At 32.1% G+C, this 1518-nt stretch carries 1 protein-coding gene; it reads right to left on the minus strand.

Translation table 11 applies throughout. The annotated features are described in order from the left end of the window. Window positions 1-349: 349 nt before the first annotated feature. On the minus strand, window positions 350-1243 hold the full coding sequence (locus tag C9J37_RS27610) for a patatin-like phospholipase family protein (protein ID WP_024364927.1): 894 nt from the start codon (window positions 1241-1243) through the stop codon (window positions 350-352). Between the last annotated feature and the right edge of the window lie 275 nt (window positions 1244-1518).

Genomic DNA, 1518 nt, shown 5'->3' on the forward strand with positions numbered 1-1518 from the left:
CGCCGCCAGCGTTCGTCCTGAGCCAGGATCAAACTCTCCATAAAAGAAATTTGATTAGCTCAAATTGTTTTGCTGGCATCAATTTTGATGTCCAAAATTTTGTTTCGTTCACTAACGAAGTTAGCTATTAAAAACTATATTGATTACGTTTTGCTTGTTCAGTTTTCAAGGTTCATTTGCGCTAACTGTTTTTAAAAGAGTTAACTTTTATATAATAACATGTTTCTGAAATAATGTCAAACACTTTTTTGTTTTTATTTTTTCTTAGTTACATGTTGTAACAGCAACTTTTATATAATAACATCTAGTTTTTGAAACGTCAACTAGTTTTATTATTTTTTTAAAAAACCTATATTCTAAACCTCGGCCAAGTTTTTAAAAATTGAATAGTACGATTTCTACCTATCTCTAACAACGTTTCCTTTGTCTCTTCATTTAAATCAAATTGGGTAGCACTATAATCATCTACTGGAATAAAAACAATATCCCTTTCGTGTCTTCTTGAAATATATCTTTCATCATGAGCCCCTTTCATAGTAGCAAATAACGCTTCAAATAAATTCAAGCCATTCTTTATCTCTTGTGGGCATTGTTCTTCACTACTTCTACTTAGTTTAAGACCAAGTACAGGTCGCTTTTTACGCCCTTCTTTGTCATCAAATATCCATAAAGGGAAATTACTTAGTACGCCTCCATCAACAATGACTGATTCCCCCCTTCCTGTTTTCAATGTGACTGGTTCAAAAAAGAATGGAATGCCACAACTCATACGTAATGCACAAGCAACAGAAAAATTATTGGCATCAATTTGATATTTGTGTAAATCATCTGGTAAAACAATAATTCTTCCATTTGATAAATCGGATGCTACTAATTTTAATGAACCTTTAGGTAAATCCGAAAAAGTATAAACCCCCTTATCCGCTAATTTTTGAAAAAACCATTTTTCTAATGCTTTCCCTTTATACAAACCTAAATGGTTATAAACATTTATCCATTTCATAAACGGGAATGGTAGAAATGTTTTTCGAGGATCTAATAATGAAGGTACATCTAACTCTTCAAGTATACATTCAATTTCCTTTCCACTATAACCAGCAGCAATAAAAGCAGCTAAAATTGCTCCAGCACTTGTTCCTGCAACTCGTTTAAAATGAAAATTTTCAGCTTCTAATACTTGATACGCTCCAACCAAAGCAAAGCCTTTCAATCCTCCACCAGAAAAAACCCCATCAATCCACAAAATTCCCTCTCCTTTTTTAAGTAATCGTTATATTATAGAAAATTATCAAAGAGATTAGAACTTTAAAAAATGAATTCTGTCGAACTAACGGGCTTATTAGATTGTTTACGTAATTATTAAAAATACATGATGAATTGTAAGATTAAGCGCAACACCTTTAAGACAAAATAAAAGAAACCCATAACGACCTCGTATAAAATGTAGTTACCACACCAACATTTTGAGGAGGAATCGTTATGAGCTATACTCATCTTACTAATCTGAACGTGCTAAAA

It is taken from the genome of Lysinibacillus mangiferihumi, from assembly GCF_003049665.1.
GTDB classification, from domain to species: domain Bacteria; phylum Bacillota; class Bacilli; order Bacillales_A; family Planococcaceae; genus Lysinibacillus; species Lysinibacillus mangiferihumi.